Raw genomic sequence first — 15,112 nt, 5'->3', positions numbered from 1 at the left:
GCCCATTTTCTGTGAAGTCGCGCAATGTGCGATCGAATAAATCGCTTTTTGAGGAAATGAAATTTCCGCTCCGTCTGTTAAAATACCCTGTCAATATTTCAGGCGTCAGGCCAATGCGCCTTCACCCCACTGCGAGCCGAATGGATGAACAACCCAACTCAACTTTCGCTGTTACAGGACGAGATTCGCCACCGTTATGAAACGCTGAGTAAGCGTTTGAAGCAGGTGGCGCGCTATATTTTGGATAACAGTAACAGCATCGCTTTCGATACCGTTGCCTCCATCGCCGCACAGGCCAGCGTGCCGCCTTCCACCCTGATCCGTTTCGCCAACGCCTTCGGCTTCAGCGGCTTCAACGAAATGAAGCAGGTGTTCCGTCAGCATCTGATGGAAGAGACGGTGAACTATACCGAGCGCGCGCGCCTGTTCCGCCAAACCTCCACCGACGACAACGTCGCGCCGGAGAAACCGGCGGAAATTCTCAACGTATTTACCATGGTCAACGCGCAGGCGCTGCAGCAGCTGGCGATGCAGATCGCTCCCGAGCAGCTGGATCGCGCCGTCGAGCTGCTCAACAACGCCGAAAATATCTACGTGATCGGCCTGCGCCGTTCGTTCAGCGTCGCCTCCTATCTCACCTATGCGCTGCGCCATCTGGAGCGCCGCGCGTTTCTGATCGACGGCCTGGGCGGCATGTTCACCGAACAGCTGAGCATGGTGAAACCGAAGGACGTGGTGATCGCCATCAGCTATTCGCCGTACGCCCGCGAAGCGGTGGAACTGGTGGAACTGGGCGCCAAGCGCGGCGCGCAGCAGATCGCCATCACCGACAGCCAGGTCAGCCCGCTGGCCGCCTTCAGCGACGTCTGTTTCGTGGTGCGCGAAGCGCAGGTGGACGGGTTCCGCTCGCAGGTGGCTTCGATGTGCCTGGCGCAGACGCTGGCGGTCTCGCTGGCGCTGAATAACGCCCGGGACGAGTAAGGCTGACAAAAAAGCCCGGCAAGCCGGGCCTCAGGCGCTTATTGCGCGGCGGGATAGCCGTCGCCGTTAATCCAGGCGTGGTCTTTTTCCCAGGTGAATTTCCACTGCCGCACCGGCCCGGCCATCACGTTGAGGTAATAGTTGTCGTAACCCGCCAGGGTCGCCACCGGGTGATAACCGCGCGGCACTTTCACCACGTCACGATTGTAGACCGGCATGCACTCATCGAGCGTGCGATCGTCGGTATAGACGCGCTGCATGCAGAACCCCTGCTCCGGCTGTATGCGGTGATAGTACGTCTCTTCGAGATAGGTTTCGTGCGGTGAGTCTTCTTGATCGTGCTTGTGGCTCGGGTAGGAGCTGGTATTGCCCTCGTCGGTGTAAACTTCCACCACCAGTAGACTGTCGGCCGGCTCACTGTCCGGCAGAATGTTATGCACCAACCGCTGGTTACGCCCCTTGCCGCGCCGCTCCACGCCGATATCCGCCGGCGTAATCAGCCGTGAAGGCAGGTGGCCGCTGCCGGGCGCGCTGCACACCGCCAGCTCCAGATCGGTTTCTGCCCGCACGTCGATGCGATCGTGGTGCGGCACATACACTGCGTAAGGCGGCGTACGTTCGAACGGGCTCATGCGTTTACCGATATGCGGGTATTCGGCGCGCAGCGTGGCGACGGAGGCGATACCGGCAACCAGCACCAGGCACAGTTCCTGGTCGCCGCATTCCAGCTGCAGCGACTGCCCGGCGGCCAAGCGGTAAACGTCAAAGCCGACATAGCGCCAACCGGCATTTTCCGGCGTCACGTGCTGAATACGCCCCTCGGCATTCGGCGTCTGACATTTGGCAAGCAGTGAAGACATCTCGATTCTCCTGTTAATGACCCGTGCAAAGGCCGCTGCCCCGAAGGAGCAACGGCCTGGCCTGAATATGACAGCGCTTAGCCCAGCGTCGGCATGCTGAATTCGGACACCGTCTGCTGCCCGGCCGGCCAGCGTGCGGTGGCGGTCTTCATGCGCGTGTAGAAGCGCACGCCGTCGGTGCCGTGCACGTTCAGCGCGCCGAACACCGAGCGCTTCCAGCCGCCGAAGCTGTGGAACGCCATCGGCACCGGCACCGGCACGTTGACGCCGACCATCCCGGCCTGCACTTCCTGCACGAACTGACGCGCGTAGTGGCCGCTGCCGGTAAAGATGGCGCTGCCGTTGCCAAACTCATGGCCGTTGACCGTGTCGATGGCGGTGCGATAGTCCGGCACCCGCACGATGCCCAGCACTGGCCCGAAGATCTCTTCGCGGTAGATGCGCATATTCGGCTTCACATGGTCGAACAGCGTGCCGCCGACGTAGTAGCCTTCAGGGTAGCCCGGCACCTGATAATTGCGGCCGTCGGCCACCAGGGTTGCGCCTTCTTCCACGCCCAGATCGATGTAGCCCAGCACCTTTTTCTGGTGGGCAGACGACACCAGCGGCCCCATTTCATTCTCTTCGCCACCCTGCTGCAAGCCCGGCCCGACGCGCAGCTGCGCGATCAGCGGCTTCAGTTTGGCGATCAGTTTGTCGGCGGTATCGTCACCGACCACCACGGCGATCGGCAGCGCCATGCAACGCTCACCGGCGGAGCCGAACGCGCCGCCCATCAACGCGTTGACCGTGGCGTCCAGATCGGCGTCCGGCATGACGATCGCCTGGTTTTTCGCCGCGCCGAAGGCCTGTACCCGCTTGCCGTGCGCGCTGGCAGTGGTATAGATATGTTCCGCCACGGTGGAGGAACCGACGAAGCTCACCGCCTGAATGCGCGGATCGGTGCACAGCTGCGCCGCATCTTCATTGGCGCAGTGCACCACGTTGAACACGCCGTCCGGCAGGCCGGCTTCTTTCAGCAGCTCCGCCAGGCGCACCGAGGCCGAAGGCACCAGCGCCGGCGGCTTGAGGATAAAGGTGTTGCCGCAGGCCAGTGCGATGGGGAACATCCACATCGGCACCATCGCCGGGAAGTTGAACGGGGTAATGCCCGCCACCACACCCAGCGGCTGCATCAGCGAGAAGCTGTCGACGCCGCTGCCGACGTCCGGCGAATACTCTCCCTTGATCAGATGCGGGATACCGCAGGCGAATTCGACCACTTCCATGCCGCGCGTCAGTTCGCCCAGCGCATCCGAATACACTTTGCCGTGCTCGCTGACGATAAGCTCGGCCAGCTCGTCGCGGTGTTGTTCCAACAGCGCCTTGAAATTGAACATGATGCGCGCACGGCGCAGCGGCGTGGTGCGCGACCAGTCGGCGAACGCCCGATGCGCCACGTCGATGGCCTGTTTGACTTCGGCGGCGGTGCTCTGCGTGACGCGCCGCTCAACCTGCCCGCTGGCTGGGTTGTGCACGTCGATGGTTTGATTGCTGCTGCTCAGGCACACCTGCCCGTCAATAAAATTACCCACGGTTTTCATGTCACGCCCTCTTTTCAAGTCCGCTGTCGCCAGGCCACTCACAGGCGGCGCGGCGTTAATCGTCCCGCTCGCCAAACTCCGTCGGCAAGCCGGCTAAATCCTGACCGGATGCAGCAAACTCTATTTCATTGAAAAAAAAGTTTCAAATAAATTGTTTTGAAAAATTTGTTTTTAGTGCGTGAGGTCGCAATTTTGCGGTGTCGATCGGATTGGCGCTTTCATTGCCGTGCCAGGGAAAGCACAACAGCGGCGGAGAAAACAGAGCTAATACACACTGACTTTGCTACAGAAAACCCGCACTGAGCCTGCTCTGCCGTCGTTACCGTCCGCCCCCGAACGCCCAAGGCGCCTGGCGCAGAGGTGACGGTTTTTTTTGAACTGGATCTAAAAATCAATATTCCATTATTCACTAATTATGAAATAAATGTTCTTGTTTGTTCCAGCATTTATCGACGACATCGCCTTGATGACAGGCACGGTTCACACCCTTCCGCTCGCCCTCTTCCCGACACCCCGACCGTGCGGACGGAAGCCAGGATAAAAATCGGAGCAACACATGTCATATCAGCGTAAGCACAATACCGGCTACATATTGCGAATTTGCGGCATCGCCGCCCTGGGCGGCATTCTGTTCGGCTACGATACCGCCGTGATCTCCGGCGCGATCGAAGCGTTGAAAACCTATTTCGATCTCAGCCCGGCCGAAACCGGTTGGGCCGTCTCCAACGTGGTGATCGGCTGCGTGGTCGGCGCCTTCGCCGCCGGGCCGCTGGCGGCGCGCTGGGGCCGCAAAAAGGCGCTGATGCTGGCGGCGCTGCTGTTCACCGTGTCCGCCGTCGGCGCCGCATTGGCCCCGACCTTCACCTGGTTCGTCATCTACCGCATCATCGGCGGGCTGGCGGTCGGCATTGCCGCCACCGTGTCGCCGATGTACATGTCGGAGGTGTCGCCGAAAGACATGCGCGGGCGGGCGCTCAGCATGCAGCAATTCGCCATCGTCTTTGGCCAGATCGTGATTTTCTACGTCAACTTCAAAATCGCCAGCCTCGCCAGCGAAGCCTGGCTGGTGGAAATGGGCTGGCGCTGGATGTTCGCCTCGGGCGTGATCCCCTGCATTCTGTTCTGCATCCTGGTGTTCGTCATTCCTGAATCGCCGCGCTGGAACGTGATGATGGGCCGCGACGATCAGGCGCTGGCGATGTTGACCAAGGTCTCCAACGCCGCCCACGCGCAGAATCTGCTGAAAGAAATCAAAGACTCGCTGCAGCAGGATCAACAGCAGCAGCACCGGAAGCTGAACTACGGCGATGTGCGGGTGCGGTTTATCCTGTTCGTCGGCTGCATGATCGCCATGTTACAGCAGGTCACCGGCGTCAACGTGATGATGTACTACGCGCCCGTAGTGCTGAAAACCGTCACCGAAAACGCGCAGGAAGCGCTGTTCCAGACCATCTGGATCGGCGTGCTGCAGCTGGTCGGTTCGGTCATCGGCGCCATGCTGATGGATCGCATGGGCCGCATTCCGCTGATGCGTTACGGCACGCTGGGCGCCATCGCCGGCCTGCTGCTCACCTCGTACGCGCTCTACACGCAGGCCACCGGCTATTTCGCGCTGTTCGGCATGCTGTTCTTCATGGTGTTCTATGCGCTGTCCTGGGGCGTCGGCGCCTGGGTGCTGGTGTCGGAAATCTTCCCGAACCGCATGCGCGCGCAGGGGATGAGCATCGCCGTCGGCTGCATGTGGGTCGCCAACTTCGCGGTGTCGCAGTCGTTCCCGATGATCAACGACCACCCTTACCTGTTCTCGCATTTCCACGGCGCCTTCCCGATGTGGATCTTCGCCGCCTGCTGTCTGTTCAGCTACTGGTTTATCGGCCGCTATATTCCGGAAACCAAAGGCGTCTCACTGGAAAAAATGGAGCAGGTGGTGATGGCCAAACGCCACCGCCAATCCCTGCCCGACGGCAAGCCGCTGCCGCTGGAAAACGGCAAATCCTGATCTCTCAATCCTGACCGCTGGAGTCATGCCCATGAACATTGCGCTGGACCGCTTCTGCATTAACCGCAAGATCGCGCCGAATCTCAATCTGGACCATTTTTTCCGCCTGGTGAAACGCTGCGGGCTCAGCAAAGTTGAGCTGCGCAACGACATGCCCAGCGGCAAGGTGACCGACGATCTGAGCGACGCGCAGCTCAACGCGCTCGCCGCGCAATACGGCATGGAAATCGTCACGATCAACGCCCTCGGCATGTTCAATCTGATGGATGACCCGGCGGCGCTGCAGCAGCGCGCCGAAGCGTTGCTGGCGCAGGCGCAGGCCATCCACAGCCGGGCGCTGGTGCTGTGCCCGCACTGCAGCGCCGACGACACGCGCAGCGAGCAGCAAAAACGCGACGACACCCTCGCCGCGTTGCGGCTGCTGGCACCGCTGTTTGCGCGCTATGGCGTACAGGGATACGTCGAACCGTTGGGCTTCGGCATCAGCTCGTTGCGATCGTCGCTGCTGACCCAGGCGCTCATCCGCGACTCGGGCGCGCCGTACCGTATCGTGCTCGATACGTTCCACCACTATCTGAGCGGCGTGACGCAAGCCGACTTCGACGCGCAGATCCAGGTGGCGCAGATCGGCCTGGTGCATCTGTCCGGCGTGGAGGACGGGCGGGATAAAGGCACGTTGAGCGACGAAGAGCGCATTATGCTGAGCGAGGGCGATCGGCTAGAGAGCCGCCGCCAGGTACAGAACCTCGAACGCCTGGGCTACACCGGCGTCTATGCCTTCGAGCCCTTCTCTTCACAACTGGACAGCTGGAGCGAGGCGGATATCGAACGGGAAATCCGCCAGAGCATCGCCCTGCTGCAAGGGTAAAAAAACGGCCTCCGCGGAGGCCGTTTTTCATGGCGTTACTTCAGGTTGCCGACCACCAGCTGGTGGCGCTCGTTGTAAAACTTACGGTAGGCCAAATAGCAGGCGATGATGGTTGACAGGCTGGCAGTAGAAAGCAGCATGAAGGTCACCATAATCTGGTATTTGATCGCTTTCACCGGATCGATACCGGCAAAGATCAGCCCGGACATCATGCCCGGCAAGCTGACCAGCCCAACGGTTTTCGCCGAGTCCACGGTCGGGATCAGCGAAGCACGGATGCTGTCGCGGATCAGCGCCGCCGACGCGAACTTGGGCGTCGCCCCCAGGCTGAGCATCTCCTGAATCTTCTGCTGCTCGCCTTTGAAACGCTGGCCGAGGTTGGTGTAGCACAGCCCCACCGCCACCATGGCGTTACCGGCGATCATCCCGGAGATGGGGATCACCTGCATCGGCGTAAATTCGATGGAGCCGGTCAATACCAGCACCGCCAGCGTCAGCACCGCGCCGGTGGTAATGGCGATAAACGACGTCACGAACGCGTGTTCGATGTACTTGCTGCGTTTCTTGGCGTTGTAGGCCGCGTTAAAGCAGATGAACAGCACCATCAACACGGTGAGAACGGCGTTATCCAGGTCGAAAATATACTTCAGCACGTAGCCGACGATGATCAGCTGCACCACCGCGCGGCAGATGCTCCAGATAATGTCCTTTTCCAGCGCCAGTTTTTCCCGGTGGCTGATCAGGATGGCGACCACCACCAGCACCATCGACAAGCCCAAGGATTCGTTGGTGATGTTATGCTGATTCATGCTGTTGCTCCTGTTGCTCCTGTTGCTCGGCGCCATGCGCGCGCAGGGTGATCACCTCGTCCGCATGCGCTATCTCTTCGGTATCGTGCGTCACCCACAGCACCGCCAGCCGGTGTTCCGCCACCAGTTGATGCACTATTTCGTTGACGTTGCGCTTATTTTCCTCGTCCAACGCGCTGGTGATCTCATCGAGCAACAGCACCCGCGGCATAAACTGCAGGTTGCGGATCAGGGACACGCGCTGCTTCTCCCCGCCGGACAGTTCATTGATGCTTTTGGTCAGCATCGCCTCCGGCAGGCCGAAACGCGCCAGATCGGCCTTCATTTTTCGCTCGGCCGGCGGCTGTTGACGGATCTGGTAGGGCAGCGCCAGATTGTCGTAAACCGTATTGCCGAACAGTGACGGCGTCTGGAAGCAGTAAGAGACCTGCTTGCGATACGCCTCCGGCGACATCTCGTCGATCGCCTGGCCGTCGAAATAGAGCTTTCCGCTGGTCGGATCCATTAAGGAAGAGATGATTTTTAGCAGGGTGCTTTTCCCGCAGCCGGAAGGCCCGGTGATCAGTTTGAACTCACCTTCACCCAGCGTGAAAGAGACGGAATCCAGGATCACCTGGCTGTCTATTTGATAATGAATATCATCCAATCTCAGTATGTCTTTCTTTTCCTTCATTACGATGCCGGCTCCCTACACCTGTTCCCGTCTGAGCGATAAGTATATGGCCGCAAAAAACATCTTAGCAATGGCTGTGCGGATGGCAGTGAACGAAGAGGGAGGATTGACGGAGCGAAACGCCCCGTCAAATGATAAATTTAATTAATGATTAGCTGTGGGAATAGTCAAAAGCGACCACCAAGGTCGAATCACTCTTTTTTTATCGCTGCCTGTTCGTCGCAGCTGTACCAACGGAGAGAATTGTTGATGCTGCGGTGGGTGCAGTGAACCTTGCCCTCCTTTTCCAGCGCCAGCAGCAGGGTGCGGGTGGTATAAATATTTTCGCCGCATTTATCCGCCAGCTCGCGCGTCTTCGGCCACTGTTCCGGCGGGGGATGATGGCCCCCGGATCCTTCCACACGCTCTCTGCACAACCCTTGCAACACATTCAGCATCAGCGATTTTCTGCTTTCAAACGTTTTCGGCGCCTTGGCCATAGCATTCCTCCTGAGTGGTTACTGCTGAGCACCCCGCTCACGGCTGCACGTCAGCGATGCGCAGGGTGTAAATCATGGTGGCATTCGGGGGGATCGCCGGCGGGCTGCCCTGTTTGCCGTACGCCAGCGCCGGCGGCACCACCAGCGTGATCGAGCCGTGGCGCTGCAGCTTCTCGATAGCGGCGCGAAACAGCGGCGGATAGCGCGTCAACGGCTGCGAGATCACCGTCCCCGCCAGCTCCATGTCTTTGACCACCCGCCCGTCGGTCAGGCTTTCGCGCACCACGATATCTACCCGATCGTCGGCGCCGATCGCCCCGCTGCCGGCATAGTCCACCCGGTAGTAGAAACCGAGCGCATCCTGCTTGACGCCCTCCTGGCGGGTAAAAGCGGCCAGATAGTCTTTACCGTCCAGAGGCGGAGCCTGCGTCTGCTGCGCCTGCTGCAAGCGCTGATGCGCCGTGCGCAGCGCGCTGTCGATGGCGGCCTCATCCAGCCGCAACCGCCCGGCCAGGGTATCGGCGATGCCCGCCAACAACAGCGGACTCTCCGCCTCCAGCCCCGCGCGCCGGTTCTCCTGCTGCAGATGCAGAATGTCGCGCCCGAGCGACACGCCGGCGGCATATGCCAGCTTGTCCGCCTCACTGGCCAGCACGGGTGGCTTGGCCGCCTGCTGCCGTTCGGCCAGCAAGGTCTCTACCCGCTGCTGCTGCTGTGCCAGTTGCGCCGCCAAACTTGCGCTGCGCTGTTCGGCCCGCGTGAGCGAAGCGGCCAATGCGCCCACCTCTGGCACCGGCGCAACGGCTTGCCGCAATCCCTTCAGGGCATCGGCCAGCGGCCGAATATCGACGACGACCCGCTCCCGTTTCGCCGCCGCCAACTGCCGCTCCAACTGACGGATTTTCTCCGCCTGTTGTTGCAAAGACTGCTTCAGCGACGTTAAACGAACGCTGTCTGCCCCGACGATGGCGGCCGGTTTGGTGGCCGGTTTGGTGACCGGTGCGGGCGCCGATTTACGCACGGTTTCTTCCCTGGGCGCGGCCGGTGGTGCCTGCCGTTGTTCGGCAAACTTCAACAGCGCGGGAATGCCGTCATCGGCGGCGCAAGCGGCCCCGCTCGCCGCTAACAGCAAAAGAACCATCGCCCATCCCTGCGCGCATCGCTTCATGGCTACAGATTCTCAACCCGGCTGGACAGATCGGACATCAGCTCATGCTCGACGTCGGCGCAGAATTTCTCGGTTTTATATTGATAAAGAGCATCTATCGCTTTACGGGTACTCTCATCCACGTTGCCGCGTACCCCGGCATATCCGGAGGCGTTGGAAAGAAGGCCGTTAAAATAGGCGATGCGTTTTTGGTAACTTTGCGGATTAATATTCTTTAATGAATTAACCCGTTGCTGACAAAGTGCGATGCGTTGCTCATCAGATTTATCATTAGGATTATTCTGTGAGATTTTTTTCACGGAATTCAGTTTTGTCTTGCTCCCGCCCGCACAGCCAGAAAGCGCCATAAAAGACAGCAGAAATATAGCCAAACCCATCCAGCGGCGCCCGCTGCAAGCATTAATCATCGTTATCATTCCGTTTATAATCCTTTAATTGTCACTTAGGTCATCATTATGTGGCGAACGGCAGCAGCACATGCCTTAATTTGATTAATCAAAATGGGTTAGAAGGTGAAAAATCCCTATACCGCAATGCGATAGGATAATTCACTACCGGTGTAATTGTTATTTAATTGTTAATCAATTAGGCTTAAACGCGAACTAAACGCGAATAAGAAACCCAATCTCTCGTGAACAAAAAACCATGAAACAACAATAAAAACAATGAATTATGTTTTATATTTTGTTTCTAAAGGGAAATGCATCATCTGCTGCCTAAGGGCGATATTAGCAAAACAATATTGTGAATTGTAGGTATCACCCTATTTTCCCCGATCTAATATCTCGCATATCGTTATTTATATAGTGATTTATACTGGATAATATTTGTATACGATCTATTGATTTTAAAGCAAATATGTTTCTTTTTCCTTTTGGTTTTATATTCTGAATTTGACTTAATTTAATAAAATCTATTTCCAAGCAATACTATTATTTGCAAGAATATTCCCAGCAACACGCCACACGTAAAACTCGTATTTTATTTACCAGAAAATCCATTGTCGATTTTCCAAATCTCGTTATTTCTCATAAATAACGGATGTCGGCGTATTGCCCAGAGCAAAAGGATCTGGCTCCAACCGCACGGACGGCGACATGGCGTTGCCGCCGCCGCGGGGGATTTAGATGTGCTGTTCTTTTATTTAAAAACTCTCTACAGGAACCTGAGAAATGAAACTGAATAAATTAATGCTGGCAACCGTGATTGCTTTCGCTTCCGCCTCTGTTGCTCATGCCGCATCTAATCAGGGCAGCGGTAAAGTCACCTTTACCGGCGAAATTATCGATGCGCCATGCAGCGTCGCGCCGGAATCCGTTGACCAAACCGTGCCGATGGGCCAGATCAGCAGCCGCATCCTGGCCAACCAGGGTAAATCCAGCATGCAGCCTTTCAACATCGAACTGAAAGATTGCTCCATCTCCACCATGAAAAACGTCAAAGTGACCTTTACCGGCACGCCTGATCCGGTCAACAACAAACTGCTGGCCCTGAGCGGCACGGCAACCGGCGCCGGCATCGTGATCTACGACAACCTGCACTCCAAAGAAGTGGAACTGGGCACCGCGACCGACGGCCAGGGCCTGAACGACGGCGACAACTCGCTGAAATTCGCCGCTTACCTGCAGGGCAGCAGCGCCTCAAGCGCCGTGGTACCAGGCGACTTCACCAGCGTGGCGAACTTCACCCTGGCTTACCTGTAATACCCCACAGGGGATGTCTCAGGGCATCCCCCGCTTTATTGCATGCCGCGGATACCGGCAAGGGAACAGGGAAAGACAGGGAGACGCCAGCATGACTATCCGCCTTTGCGGCCTGTTGCTCATCGCGCTCAGCGTCGGCAGCGCGGCGGCGGCAGCGAAAAATCAGGGCCACGGCAAAGTCAGCCTGGGCGGCACCATCGTTGAAACGCCGTGCGGCATCGCCAGCGACAGCCTGGATCAAACCGTCGATTTCGGTCTGATTTCCATGACCGACGCCTCGCAGGACGGGCAATCGGTGCTGATCGGCAGCCGCCGCCATTTCACGATCAAACTGGTGAACTGCGAGCTGGCCAGTCAGGTGAAACCTGACTTCATCTATCGCGCGGCCAACGTCACGTTCGACGGCACCGCCGACAGCGGGGATCCTTCCCTGCTCGGCGTTTACGGCGAGGCGCAGGGCGTGGCTATCGAGCTGTTGACCGATGCCGGCACCCCAATCCCGCTCGGCAGCACGACGGCGGATTACCAGATCGTCGCCGGCGACAACACGCTGCGCTTTGGCGCGCAGTTGCGCCTGCATCCTGACAAGGCGCGGGCAGGCGGCTTCAGCTCTCTGGCCAAATTCACCCTGTCTTATCTCTAGCGCCGGCGGGCGCTGCACAGCATTACGTATTCAGGTCGTACGGATGACCTGCTATTGGGCGCGGACTTGCCATGAGTGATTATGCTATGACGTCATTACTGACACGGAAACACCTACCTCTCCTCGTCATTCTATCTTTCCTCTGGGTACGTCCGGCATTTTCCGCCACGGAATTCAATACCGACGTCCTGGACATCGGTGAGCGCAGCAAAGTGGACCTTTCGCGCTTCTCCGACGCCGACTACGTCATGCCCGGCGCTTATTTGCTGGACATCAAGATCAACCAGAAAACGCTGCCTCAGCGCAGCATTCAGTATTTCCCGTCACCGGATAACAAGAGCGGCAGCCAGGTGTGCCTGCCGCCTGACCTGGTGGAAAAAATGGCGCTGAAAGAAGAGGCGGCCAAAAAAATCACCCTGTGGCACGACAACCAGTGCGCCGACATTCGCGGCATCAAAGGCGCGACCCTCTCCGATCGCATCGGCGGCGGCGTGCTGGCGATCACCATCCCGCAGGCGTGGATGAAATACTCCGATCCCGACTGGACGCCGCCCGAACAGTGGGACGACGGCATTCCCGGTCTGCTACTGGACTACAACCTGAGCGGCCAGTTAGGCAAGCAGAATCACAACAACAACACCGCCCAGAACCTGAGCAGCTACGGCACGCTGGGCGCCAACCTGGGCCCCTGGCGCCTGCGCACGGACTACCAGGCCAATTACAATCAGCAGGCCGGCGATCGCAGCACCGGCTTCGACTGGAACCAGATCTACGCCTACCGCGCGCTGCCGATGCAGGCCGCCAAGCTGACGCTGGGTGAGATTTATCTCGACTCCAGGGTGTTCGACGCCTATCGCTTCACCGGCCTCAATCTGGCCAGCGACGAGCGCATGCTGCCGCCGAACCTGCAGGGCTACGCGCCGGAAGTGCGCGGCATCGCCAAGAGCAACGCCAAGATCACCGTCTCGCAGGAAGGCCGCACGCTGTACGAAACCACCGTGCCCGCCGGGCCGTTCGCCATTCAGGATCTCAACAGCTCGGTGCGCGGCAAGCTGGACGTCAAGGTGGAAGAGCAGGACGGCACCGTCTCGACCTTCCAGGTGGATACCGCCACCATTCCGTACCTGACCCGCCCGGGCTACGTGCGCTACAACGTGGCGCTCGGCAAAACCTCGGCCTACGACCACCGCACCCAGGGCCCGCTGTTTTCCGCCAGCGACTTCTCCTGGGGGCTGAGCAACGCCTGGTCGTTGTATGGCGGGGCGCTGCTCGGCGGCGACTATAACGCCTGGGCGCTCGGCCTCGGCCGCGATCTGAACGTGTTCGGCGCCATGTCGCTGGACGTCACCCAGTCGATCGCCCGTCTGCCCGGCGAGCCGACCGCCAGCGGTATGTCGTTCAAGCTCAACTACGCCAAACGCTTCGACGAGCTGAACAGCCAGATCACCTTCGCCGGCTACCGCTTCTCGCAGCGCAAGTTCATGAACATGTCGCAGTATTTGCAGGAGCGTTACGGCGATTACGACAAGAATTACAACGGCCGCCAGAAAGAGCTGTACACCATCACCGCCAGCAAAACCTTTATGGCGGAAGACAGCGCCAAGGCGATCACCGCCTACCTGACCTACTCGCACCAGACCTATTGGGATGCGCGAACCCAGGACCGTTACGGGCTGTCGGCCAGCAAGCTGTTCAGCGTCGGCGATATCAGCAACATCACCGCCTCGCTGTCGGCTTACCGCACCTATTACCAGGGCCGCACCGACGACAGCGTGATGCTCAACTTCACCGTGCCGATCGGCGACCGTCGGCGCGTCGGTTATGCGCTGCAAACCAACAACGGCGATGTCACGCAGACCGCGTCGTACAACGACTACAGCGATCCGGACAATACCTGGCAGGTCAGCGGCGGCTTTAATCAGTCCGGCAAATCGCTGGCGCGCGGGTACTACACCCACAACGCCTCGTTTGGCTCACTGAACGCCAGCGCCTCTTACCAGCAGGACAGCTACTCGTCGATCGGCGGCTCGTTCCGCGGCGGCCTCACTGCGACCCGGCACGGCATCGCGGCGCACCAGAACTCGAGCAACGGCGGCAGCCGCATGATGCTCGACACCGACGGCATCGCCGGCGTGCCGATCAACAACGGCCGCGCCTACAGCAACCGTTTCGGGCTGGCGGTGATTTCCGACATCACCAGCTACTACAACACCGACACCCGCATCGACGTCAACAAGCTGGCGGACGACGTCGAGGCCACCCGCGCAGTGGTGCAAGGCACGCTGACCGAAGGCGCCATCGGCTACCGCCACTTCGAGGTGGTGAAAGGCAGCAAGCTGCTGGCCACCATTCGCCTCGCGGACGGCAGCGAACCGCCGTTCGGCGCCGCGGTGCTGAGCGAGAAAGGCCGCGAGGTCGCAGTGGTCAACGACGGCGGCTCGGTCTACCTGACCGGCGTGCAGCCGGAGGAAAAACTGGACGTCGCCTGGGAAGGCCAACGCCGCTGCCGCATCGTGATCCCGGGCGCCGCCAAGCCGCTGGACCAGCTGTTGCTGCCGTGCGCCACCCTGTAATCCGTAACGCTGAGAAATAATGACATGAACACACACCCGATAACGCTACTGACCGCCGCCGGCCTGGCCCTGAGCGCCGTACTGCCTACCGCCGACGCGGCGATATCGCTGGATCGCACGCGCGCCGTCTATGTGAGCGACGCCAAATCGATCAGCCTGAATATCGTCAATGAAAACAAAGAGCTGCCCTTCCTGGCGCAGTCCTGGCTGGAGAACGAGCAGCACCAGAAAATCACCTCGCCGCTGGTGGTGCTGCCGCCGTTGCAGCGCGTGGAGCCAAGCGAGCGCAGCGTGGTACGCATCACCAAGACGCCGGAGGCGGATCGCCTGCCGCAGGATCGCGAGTCGGTGTTCTACTTCAACCTGCGCGAAATTCCGCCGAAAAGCACCAAAACCAACGTGATGCAGCTGGCGCTGCAAACGCAGATCAAGCTGTTCTACCGGCCGAAGGCCATCGTCGCGCCCAAGGGCCAGGTGTGGCAGGAAAAGCTGGTGTTCCGTAAAAGCGGCGGCGCTATCTCCGTCGATAACCCGACGCCGTTTTACATCACCCTGACCGGCATGACGCGGCAGACGCAAAAACAGGGCGGCGGCGCGATCGGCGGTTTTCAGCCGCTGATGCTGAAGCCGAAATCCAGCGAAAGCCTCAAGCTGCACGATACCAGCATGAACAGCTTCGTCATCACCTACATCAACGACTACGGCGGCCATCCGGAGCTGCGCTTCGTCTGCAATGGCGGCGTTTGCACCGCCGTGCCCGAGAAAAAATAAGG

14 protein-coding genes are annotated in these 15,112 nt (G+C 59.3%); 7 read left to right on the top strand and 7 right to left on the bottom strand.

Going from position 1 to position 15,112, the window contains the following annotated elements:
* Positions 1–144 precede the first annotated feature (144 nt).
* On the top strand, positions 145–981 hold the full coding sequence (locus QMZ29_RS10940) for a MurR/RpiR family transcriptional regulator (protein WP_004930856.1): 837 nt from the start codon (positions 145–147) through the stop codon (positions 979–981).
* 38 nt (positions 982–1,019) lie between these two features.
* On the opposite strand, the gene iolB is transcribed toward QMZ29_RS10940, so the two are convergent.
* Both iolB and QMZ29_RS10930 read right to left on the bottom strand, forming a co-directional pair.
* Entirely contained in the window at positions 1,020–1,841 is an 822-nt protein-coding gene (iolB, locus tag QMZ29_RS10935; protein ID WP_025304578.1) for a 5-deoxy-glucuronate isomerase, read from the bottom strand.
* A gap of 77 nt (positions 1,842–1,918) precedes the next feature.
* Positions 1,919–3,424 carry a CoA-acylating methylmalonate-semialdehyde dehydrogenase gene (locus QMZ29_RS10930; protein ID WP_025304579.1) on the bottom strand — a complete coding sequence of 502 codons (1,506 nt, stop codon included), beginning with the start codon at positions 3,422–3,424 and terminating at the stop codon, positions 1,919–1,921.
* 556 nt (positions 3,425–3,980) lie between these two features.
* Between QMZ29_RS10930 and QMZ29_RS10925 the strand changes: the two genes are divergently transcribed.
* On the top strand, positions 3,981–5,423 hold the full coding sequence (locus tag QMZ29_RS10925) for a sugar porter family MFS transporter (RefSeq protein WP_197769818.1): 1,443 nt from the start codon (positions 3,981–3,983) through the stop codon (positions 5,421–5,423).
* 31 nt (positions 5,424–5,454) lie between these two features.
* The gene (locus QMZ29_RS10920) at positions 5,455–6,291 is read left to right on the top strand and encodes a TIM barrel protein (protein ID WP_261427272.1); all 837 of its coding nucleotides are present in this window, start codon (positions 5,455–5,457) and stop codon (positions 6,289–6,291) included.
* Positions 6,292–6,326: 35 nt separating this feature from the next.
* Here the strand turns inward: QMZ29_RS10920 and fetB are convergent, their stop codons facing one another.
* The 5 genes from fetB to QMZ29_RS10895 all read right to left on the bottom strand — a co-directional run bounded on the left by fetB (position 6,327) and on the right by QMZ29_RS10895 (position 9,797).
* Positions 6,327–7,100: an iron efflux ABC transporter permease subunit FetB gene (gene fetB, locus QMZ29_RS10915; protein WP_025304582.1), complete on the bottom strand. Its 774-nt coding sequence runs from the start codon at positions 7,098–7,100 to the stop codon at positions 6,327–6,329.
* Complete coding sequence (gene fetA / locus QMZ29_RS10910) at positions 7,087–7,773, bottom strand: iron efflux ABC transporter ATP-binding subunit FetA (RefSeq protein ID WP_060435162.1); 687 nt, start codon at positions 7,771–7,773, stop codon at positions 7,087–7,089. Before fetA ends, fetB begins: the two co-directional genes overlap by 14 nt.
* A 191-nt stretch (positions 7,774–7,964) precedes the next feature.
* The gene (locus QMZ29_RS10905) at positions 7,965–8,252 is read right to left on the bottom strand and encodes a FaeA/PapI family transcriptional regulator (protein ID WP_004930885.1); all 288 of its coding nucleotides are present in this window, start codon (positions 8,250–8,252) and stop codon (positions 7,965–7,967) included.
* 37 nt (positions 8,253–8,289) lie between these two features.
* Entirely contained in the window at positions 8,290–9,393 is a 1,104-nt protein-coding gene (locus tag QMZ29_RS10900; protein ID WP_261427276.1) for an FKBP-type peptidyl-prolyl cis-trans isomerase N-terminal domain-containing protein, read from the bottom strand.
* Between the two features lie 29 nt (positions 9,394–9,422).
* A complete protein-coding gene (locus QMZ29_RS10895; protein ID WP_373275267.1) occupies positions 9,423–9,797 on the bottom strand; it encodes a YuaE family lipoprotein in 375 nt (124 codons plus the stop codon).
* A 795-nt stretch (positions 9,798–10,592) separates the two neighbouring features.
* On the opposite strand from QMZ29_RS10895, the gene QMZ29_RS10890 reads away from it, so the two are divergent.
* The 4 genes from QMZ29_RS10890 to QMZ29_RS10875 all read left to right on the top strand — a co-directional run bounded on the left by QMZ29_RS10890 (position 10,593) and on the right by QMZ29_RS10875 (position 15,110).
* The gene (locus tag QMZ29_RS10890; RefSeq protein ID WP_015379342.1) at positions 10,593–11,123 is read left to right on the top strand and encodes a fimbrial protein; all 531 of its coding nucleotides are present in this window, start codon (positions 10,593–10,595) and stop codon (positions 11,121–11,123) included.
* A gap of 91 nt (positions 11,124–11,214) precedes the next feature.
* Entirely contained in the window at positions 11,215–11,766 is a 552-nt protein-coding gene (locus tag QMZ29_RS10885) for a fimbrial protein (RefSeq protein WP_025304586.1), read from the top strand.
* A 71-nt stretch (positions 11,767–11,837) separates the two neighbouring features.
* The gene (locus QMZ29_RS10880; protein ID WP_392396800.1) at positions 11,838–14,339 is read left to right on the top strand and encodes a fimbria/pilus outer membrane usher protein; all 2,502 of its coding nucleotides are present in this window, start codon (positions 11,838–11,840) and stop codon (positions 14,337–14,339) included.
* Positions 14,340–14,363: 24 nt separating this feature from the next.
* On the top strand, positions 14,364–15,110 hold the full coding sequence (locus QMZ29_RS10875) for a fimbrial biogenesis chaperone (protein WP_261127990.1): 747 nt from the start codon (positions 14,364–14,366) through the stop codon (positions 15,108–15,110).
* Positions 15,111–15,112 lie beyond the last annotated feature (2 nt).

Source organism: Serratia sp. PF-27, assembly GCF_030053255.1.
Lineage (GTDB): Bacteria > Pseudomonadota > Gammaproteobacteria > Enterobacterales > Enterobacteriaceae > Serratia > Serratia bockelmannii.
This window is presented reverse-complemented; position numbering and strand designations above follow the sequence as displayed.

Excerpts from the sequence above, each read along its gene's own strand:
- QMZ29_RS10920 (WP_261427272.1), top strand. The coding sequence starts at position 5,455 with ATGAACATTGCGCTGGACCGCTTCTGCATTAACCGCAAGATCGCGCCG.
- QMZ29_RS10875 (WP_261127990.1), top strand. The coding sequence starts at position 14,364 with ATGAACACACACCCGATAACGCTACTGACCGCCGCCGGCCTGGCCCTG.
- fetB (WP_025304582.1), bottom strand. The coding sequence starts at position 7,100 with ATGAATCAGCATAACATCACCAACGAATCCTTGGGCTTGTCGATGGTG.
- QMZ29_RS10900 (WP_261427276.1), bottom strand. The coding sequence starts at position 9,393 with ATGGTTCTTTTGCTGTTAGCGGCGAGCGGGGCCGCTTGCGCCGCCGAT.
- QMZ29_RS10925 (WP_197769818.1), top strand. The coding sequence starts at position 3,981 with ATGTCATATCAGCGTAAGCACAATACCGGCTACATATTGCGAATTTGC.
- QMZ29_RS10880 (WP_392396800.1), top strand. The coding sequence starts at position 11,838 with ATGAGTGATTATGCTATGACGTCATTACTGACACGGAAACACCTACCT.
- QMZ29_RS10890 (WP_015379342.1), top strand. The coding sequence starts at position 10,593 with ATGAAACTGAATAAATTAATGCTGGCAACCGTGATTGCTTTCGCTTCC.
- QMZ29_RS10930 (WP_025304579.1), bottom strand. The coding sequence starts at position 3,424 with ATGAAAACCGTGGGTAATTTTATTGACGGGCAGGTGTGCCTGAGCAGC.
- fetA (WP_060435162.1), bottom strand. The coding sequence starts at position 7,773 with ATGAAGGAAAAGAAAGACATACTGAGATTGGATGATATTCATTATCAA.
- QMZ29_RS10885 (WP_025304586.1), top strand. The coding sequence starts at position 11,215 with ATGACTATCCGCCTTTGCGGCCTGTTGCTCATCGCGCTCAGCGTCGGC.
- QMZ29_RS10905 (WP_004930885.1), bottom strand. The coding sequence starts at position 8,252 with ATGGCCAAGGCGCCGAAAACGTTTGAAAGCAGAAAATCGCTGATGCTG.
- iolB (WP_025304578.1), bottom strand. The coding sequence starts at position 1,841 with ATGTCTTCACTGCTTGCCAAATGTCAGACGCCGAATGCCGAGGGGCGT.
- QMZ29_RS10895 (WP_373275267.1), bottom strand. The coding sequence starts at position 9,797 with ATGGGTTTGGCTATATTTCTGCTGTCTTTTATGGCGCTTTCTGGCTGT.
- QMZ29_RS10940 (WP_004930856.1), top strand. The coding sequence starts at position 145 with ATGAACAACCCAACTCAACTTTCGCTGTTACAGGACGAGATTCGCCAC.